Below are 6,542 nucleotides of genomic sequence, written 5' to 3' on the forward strand. Positions count from 1 at the left end.
GAAGTTGCAGCAAAGGCAGGAAAGAGAATCTCAAAACTGATTCATCGTCAACTTCAAGGTTGGATTGCCGGTTTGCCTAGCTACATCAAGGTTTATTTGCCAATTTCAAGCTGCGAAAGTTGAGTTATTAATTAAATTATTTCCGTTCTTTTGGATAACGTTCTTACATTCACGAAGTCCCATCACTTTAAGTGATCCATGATCCGTGGGACAACCCTGGATCGGAACCGCCGCAATGCAGTTCGGTGACGCGGATGTGTCCGCCTGATTCCCTTTCCTGCTGGCGCAAGCCTCGATACGTGAATGCGGAGTTATTTTAAGTACCTGAGTCAGCTAACTTCTTCTTGAGATTTGTATTTAATCGCATCAAAGAATGAAACCACACTATCTTCAGGCCCATTTATTAGCCTCTTAATCACCTTATCAATTGGGAAGGCTTTCATTTCTCCAATCTTCAAATGAAGTAATTCCCCATCTCCCCATACATTCTCGTAATACCAGTTGCATTTATCCGAATTATGAATTCTTATGACCTCACCTATATATGCTCCCCAAATAGTTGCCATCGAGTGTATCTGGTTCGTCGTAGGTTTCTTTCCTGTTATTGATCTAACTATTGAGTTAAAAAATCCTGGTTTTAAATCCTTTGAGTAATAATCTAGTATCTCCTCAACATCACTAATGCTAGACTCAGAATAATCTAAACTCTTTCCAAAAGACTTCGCATATCGAATAGCTGTTAAGCAATTATTTATAATGACTTTTTCGTTAGGGTTAATTAACACCATATTTTCACCTTCCATAAGGGTTTTAAGATACTTGGGGGATTTTACTTAACGTTCTCGCATTCACGACGTCCCGCCACCTTAAGTGATCCATAATCCGGGCGACAGCCAAGGATCGTAACGACCGCGACTGGGTAAGGTGGTGCGGATGTGTCCGACTTAATAATCTCCTCTGAGGATACTTCGGGCAGACCTAGGGGCTTGTCCCCCGATGCGTGAATACGATGTTATAAGATGTCATAATCATTACTGAAATGCATTCAAATATCACTATTTGTAATTAACTCTAATTCCTTTAACATTTATTTCCTGTTTAAACACTTGTCCTCCGGCATATTCAATATCAAAATCATTGTACTTAGACCACGATACACTAACAGGTTCATAAGCAATAAATACATTCCCTGTATCAGTATCATCTATATTACTGCCCTTTCTAATAATCGAAACTTGATAACTTTCACGTGTTGTCGCCCCGCAATCCCTAATAAAAACAACGGCTTTTAAAGCGCCACCTGGCTGAGGAATTTCATTTACAATTTCATTTCCGCAGGCAGATGCAACTAATCGAAATAAACCGTACACGCCAAGCGCTACCACAAACAAAAGTATACCTAAAAAAATACCTATCGTTCTGAGCATTTTTATAATTATGGTTTTTTTCAACCTCTTTTCATCGTGATTCCAACCTTCATTTATATCATTCATTCTCAGTTTATATCCCCAGTATTAGTTTGCAATGATTTCTGATAACGTTTTTACATTCACGACGTCCCACTACTTTAAGACCTTAGGGCCGGCCGCGATGCGGTTAGGTGGTGCAGGTGTGTAAGTGAGAAGTGAGTACGATTCTTCGAAATGCCTCTTGCAAACCACGGCTCCTTAGGAGCCGCAGCGAAACACGTTTTTGGTGATGTTATTGTCTTCTTCGAACATTTTAAAAATCACTTAATTCCTAAGCTTATAACATGTACTCTTTCGTCTATTGATAAATTCTCACACTGATCCAATATGTACGTTATACTAGTATTCATTACTTCTCTCTTCATGTTCTTGCAAGTAATGCTTTGTTTTAGTTGATTTGAGTAAGTATCTCCTGAATTATCGATATTTAGTTTAATATTCTTTCCTGTAGTATAAAGCTCTGATTCTACATATCCACCTTCAATTGTAGATTGAACTATTAAAACTCTATCCATCTTCTCTTTATTAAATCTATCTATGAATTTTTCAAGTCGAATGGCTCTGATATATTTATCATCTGGGATTACAAAACCGTCTGATATCGATAAGTAACTGGTATAAAAAAAAATAATAATAGTAACAAGTAGTATACGTATCCTGTAAATACGACGTATATTTCTTCGATTGTTTTTCATGGTTTTCCTCTACATAATAATTCTTTGCGATAGTTTCACCTAAAGTTCTTGTATTCACGACATCCCACCACTCTGGGAGACCGAACAGGACTTCACTTATATTCCTTCCTCTTAATAAAGGTCAGGCATTACAACTGACCTATATGAATTTTTTTGTTTCCGAGTATTTTCCTCTTACGTTCTTTGCATTCACGAAGTTGAGAACCTTGAGGACAGTAGGGCCGGATGGCACCGCCATTTAGGTTTGCAGATGTCTCCGCCTTCAAAGATTTACTTAAATGCCTCTCTTATGCTTCCTGTTTCAATCTGCCTCCATTTGTTACCAACCATTCACCAGTTTCCCAGTCTGTAAGTTCATTCGCTGTAGATTTATAATACAAATCAAAACGAATAGCCACTTCATGTTCCCAAGGATTCTGGATAAATATTGATCTAAAAATATTTTCCAATCCCGGTATCGCGAATCCGATTGGATCAGGGAAAATTCTTTCCATATCTTCTTTAGAAATATTAGTTTCCAAAGCAAATTGAAAAATCGGTCTATCAGCATAAGAGTCATAAACGAATTCAAACTTTGGAGTTCTTTTTACAGCAAACCTGGTTATATCTGTCAAATACTCAGTTTCATCAGCCGGAATGATGAATGGCCAGTCTTCCCCTGGGTATTTATATAAATTACTGATTTTAGACATCTTTGTAATTAATTCATCCCACTTTGATTTTTGTAACTTGGTAACAGGGATATTTATTCCCGTATGATCTATTCCAGTTAATCTACCCTTCAACTGGTGAAATAGATTTGAAATCGTATTAGCATCCGTGACATAATTATTTACTGAATTAATTCCATCAACCATCAAACTCGAAAATTTAATACTTTTTGAATTTTTATCACAAATTGACAAATTAGCAACATTCATATCTATCTTCTCATGTGTATTAAAAATAATCATGGGAGTTGTAGTATTTCCTGTCCGAAATTCTGTTGAAGGTAAAGCAGTCTCCGAGAACGATGAACAAAAAATCTCTTCCTTATTGAATGAGGGAATCTCTTTTAGAAGTTTATAGAAGAAATAACTCCATTCTCTTTCTGTTTCATTTGAAGTTGGAAACACGTACGTAATCATGTGAAAACGATCCATTCTTCATACTCCCTTATCATTCTTTTTTAAGGGGATTTCTTAAAACGTCTCTCGCATTCACGAATTCCCGCACTCAGTGAGTTGCTCGCTGCGCCGTATTTTACATTAATACGCCTGGGGATTGAGGCCGCATTATTAGTATTCTTCATTCTCATCGCCAACTACTATTGCATTTAACTTGTTCGCGATTGCTTTCATTTTCACAATCTGGAAATCATCCATATATTTAGCTGATATTTCATCGTTCTTGTACATAAAGGTAATTTCTATTTCCTCTCCTCGATACTCTGTCTTCCAAATTGCCAGTCCTTCGCCAGACATTCCTAGGATCATTCCATTTGGCAATGTGATTTCAATATTATTCGTATAAGTTAGCTCTTCATCATTCTCAATATAATGAAGCCATTCTTCCATCTGTATTGGATAGTCATCGCCTTTTCTTCTAATATGAATCTCGTATCCCAAAATTATCTCTCCTCTAAATTTTTAAGTTACTATATTATGTTCGCAGGTGTGTCCCTCCTGGTCCGCTTCCCTGCTACACTTCGGGCGGACCTAGGTTCTAAATTTGATATTCAGTTCTTTATTTATTCTTTATTTTCTTTAGTAACCCTCATCTTTCAACAGGGCTGTCTCAAAAGAATATATCCAGTAACCAATCCATTAAGTTATTACAAACCTAGTTCCGATTTGGCATGTTGGGATTGGGACGCGATGAATTAAGTAATCCACTAATAAAAAAGACGAATTCCCTAATCTATCAGATCTAAGGTTTCGTCCTGTTTGCGTTTCTATTGTTTCTTCTATAATTTAACATATTTCAACTTGAATGGATATCAAATTTTTATTAATAATGATTTTATCTCAATAGCCAGTCCAAAGTTATGAAAACCTATCATCTTCATTGAGTAGTCCTTATAAATCAAGTCGGGTTATGTCGTCTAACTCACGCATTCCCGAACCTTCATTGCCTTAAGCCCCGGAGGGCAGCCGTGATGCGGTTGGCTTGTAGCCACTTCCTCGAAATTCTTGTGGCGACCTAGGGACTCGAAGAGCCAGCTGAGTGAATGCATTGTTATGTGCTGCTGTCCACTTCTTCGAGATACTTTCATTACTTATAGTTAGGTTTCTTTGAATGTGCTATACCAATGATATGGTTGGATTTCGCTGAGTTCTTTGAAAACTAATTCACCATTATCGTTGCTGATTGCTGCTTTGACTTTCCTTCCCCAGTAGAACAATCTCTCTTGACAGATACCACATGGAGTAAGCACCCTAAAGCTAGAGCTATCATTGTCACGTACGACACAAATCGAATGGGTTACTTGTTCATTTATTTTATGGGCTTCACAGATAGCTCCCGTTTCTATACACAGTTCCGAAGATGCGTTAATAACCTCTGGAGCAATACTTGTTAAAATAGAACCTCTATCTGTATACATTGCAGCTGCTCCTCCCCATCCAGAAGGATACCTCGATCTGATCAAGCTAACAGCTGCTTCATAGAGTTTGTCTTCTATATTCATTGTATTTCCCTTCTTTAACTGGTTTTGGTCAATTTCACATAACGTTCTTGTATTCACGAACCCTCACTGGCTTAAGGGCGCTTTAGCCCGGGTCCGAAGGACTTACCAAGTGCAGGGGTAACGTGTTATATGAAGGCCCCTATCTCGGTGCATATACCCTCAAATATAAAAGATAGATCCATTATTATTTAAGAAGGCACCTTTTCCAATATTTTAACTACCAATTCCTCCACACCAAGTTTCTCAGCATCAATTACTAAATCAGCATATGATTCATACAAAGAATATCTTTCTTGATATAATTGGAATAATGATTGGTTCTCCCTTAAAACAACGCCTCTTTGTTTTGCATTTCATAATCGTTCCTGTATCGTTTCATAACTTAACTTTAAATAAACCACAGTACCATTATCTTTTAAGTGTGCCATAGCCTCCTTGCCATAAACCACACTTCTTCCTGTAGCAATAATCGTATTGTCGACACATAAAGATGCATTTACCCGGTTTTCAATAGAAATGAAGCCTTCAATACCTATTGTGCTATGATATGCGTGAACGCAATGTTAGATGATGCCACCACTTCTTCTAATTCACTTACATAGATCTTTCATCTTCATAATAAATCCTGTTTTTACTCCTTTAATAAATCCAACACTTCCGTAAAAATTATGTACTTCTTCTCTTTTGGAGCCAGTCAGAAGCATAAGTTTATAACAATTACTTTCTTGGGCAATCTCGATTGCTTTCTTTAACGCTCTTCTTCCATACCCCTGTCTCCTAAAATCCTTATGCGTCACTACATTCTCTATTAATCCGTATGGCCGAGCATTCCTCGTCAGGTTCTTAACAATGACTAATACGCAAGACGCAACGATAATCCCATTTCTCTCCACAACAATAATTTTCATGTTCCCATCGTTCAAAATATCCTTCCAATGTCTAACCAAATCATCGTTTCTTACAAGTTCTGGATCATCGGGCTGTAAATGCTTATATAATAATAAAAGATCTTCAAGTTCATCTTCTCTGATCAGCCTACTAAAACCATTCATCTTCTTTGCACCGTCTTTCATAATAACTTTGGCGGGTTCATCTAACGTTTTTGCATTCTCGACATCGAGAACCTTAAGGTCCTTAGGGCCGGGTGGACCCGCCAATTAGGTTCACAGATGTGTCTGCTTGATACAACTTCTGCGCATTACACTGTGGGCGGATTGAGGGGAGAACACGGTAATGCGTGAATGCGGAGTTATGCAAAATCTGTGTCTTCCATCATTAATCTTGCATACTTATTGCATTCTTTATGATCCGTATTTATTTCTTTGGTCGGAATAAATGAATTTCTAAATTTCCCTTGGTTCGTATGCTCCCAATTCATTACCGAATGGGTCTACAAACTTGATTACCCAACCAAATCCATGATCTTCATAAGGTCTTATAAGTACTTCGTAGTTTTGAAGGGTAGAATTCAGTAATTTGATATTTCTTGTTAAAAACATAAATGATGGCATTGGAATGTAATGCTCCCCATTGTCAAGACACGAATTTCTGAGGAATAAGTTATGTCCTCCTTCTCGTGGGCCTAGTTTTTAGGATGCGATTTCTTCGATACAATGGGCGTAAAATTGATCGGGTTTCGCTTCATTAAGAGATTGATGAGGGCGTTCCTGGTTGTAAAAGTGGACATAGCGAGCTATCCCTTTTCGTAGC

At 37.6% G+C, this 6,542-nt stretch carries 9 protein-coding genes; all 9 read right to left on the bottom strand.

Going from position 1 to position 6,542, the window contains the following annotated elements; translation table 11 throughout:
• Positions 1 to 329: 329 nt before the first annotated feature.
• The 9 genes from GSF01_RS28650 to GSF01_RS30545 all read right to left on the bottom strand — a co-directional run bounded on the left by GSF01_RS28650 (position 330) and on the right by GSF01_RS30545 (position 6,529).
• Positions 330 to 788, bottom strand: coding sequence for a hypothetical protein (locus tag GSF01_RS28650; protein ID WP_159888680.1), 459 nt, complete (start codon positions 786 to 788; stop codon positions 330 to 332).
• A 267-nt stretch (positions 789 to 1,055) separates the two neighbouring features.
• Positions 1,056 to 1,493: a hypothetical protein gene (locus GSF01_RS28655; RefSeq protein WP_159888681.1), complete on the bottom strand. Its 438-nt coding sequence runs from the start codon at positions 1,491 to 1,493 to the stop codon at positions 1,056 to 1,058.
• A gap of 236 nt (positions 1,494 to 1,729) precedes the next feature.
• Positions 1,730 to 2,164: a DUF4362 domain-containing protein gene (locus GSF01_RS28660; protein ID WP_159888682.1), complete on the bottom strand. Its 435-nt coding sequence runs from the start codon at positions 2,162 to 2,164 to the stop codon at positions 1,730 to 1,732.
• A 287-nt stretch (positions 2,165 to 2,451) separates the two neighbouring features.
• Entirely contained in the window at positions 2,452 to 3,306 is an 855-nt protein-coding gene (locus GSF01_RS28665; protein WP_159888683.1) for a hypothetical protein, read from the bottom strand.
• Positions 3,307 to 3,441: 135 nt separating this feature from the next.
• A complete protein-coding gene (locus GSF01_RS28670) occupies positions 3,442 to 3,771 on the bottom strand; it encodes a hypothetical protein (RefSeq protein WP_159888684.1) in 330 nt (109 codons plus the stop codon).
• Between the two features lie 656 nt (positions 3,772 to 4,427).
• Positions 4,428 to 4,832 carry a cytidine deaminase gene (locus GSF01_RS28675; RefSeq protein ID WP_159888685.1) on the bottom strand — a complete coding sequence of 135 codons (405 nt, stop codon included), beginning with the start codon at positions 4,830 to 4,832 and terminating at the stop codon, positions 4,428 to 4,430.
• Positions 4,833 to 5,185: 353 nt separating this feature from the next.
• The gene (locus tag GSF01_RS30540) at positions 5,186 to 5,368 is read right to left on the bottom strand and encodes a shikimate kinase (protein ID WP_159888687.1); all 183 of its coding nucleotides are present in this window, start codon (positions 5,366 to 5,368) and stop codon (positions 5,186 to 5,188) included.
• Positions 5,369 to 5,422: 54 nt separating this feature from the next.
• Positions 5,423 to 5,989, bottom strand: coding sequence for a GNAT family N-acetyltransferase (locus GSF01_RS28685; RefSeq protein ID WP_235941789.1), 567 nt, complete (start codon positions 5,987 to 5,989; stop codon positions 5,423 to 5,425).
• A 432-nt stretch (positions 5,990 to 6,421) separates the two neighbouring features.
• On the bottom strand, positions 6,422 to 6,529 hold the full coding sequence (locus tag GSF01_RS30545; RefSeq protein ID WP_407945811.1) for a hypothetical protein: 108 nt from the start codon (positions 6,527 to 6,529) through the stop codon (positions 6,422 to 6,424).
• Positions 6,530 to 6,542: the final 13 nt, after the last annotated feature.

Source organism: Paenibacillus puerhi (genome assembly GCF_009846885.1).
GTDB classification, from domain to species: domain Bacteria; phylum Bacillota; class Bacilli; order Paenibacillales; family NBRC-103111; genus Paenibacillus_G; species Paenibacillus_G puerhi.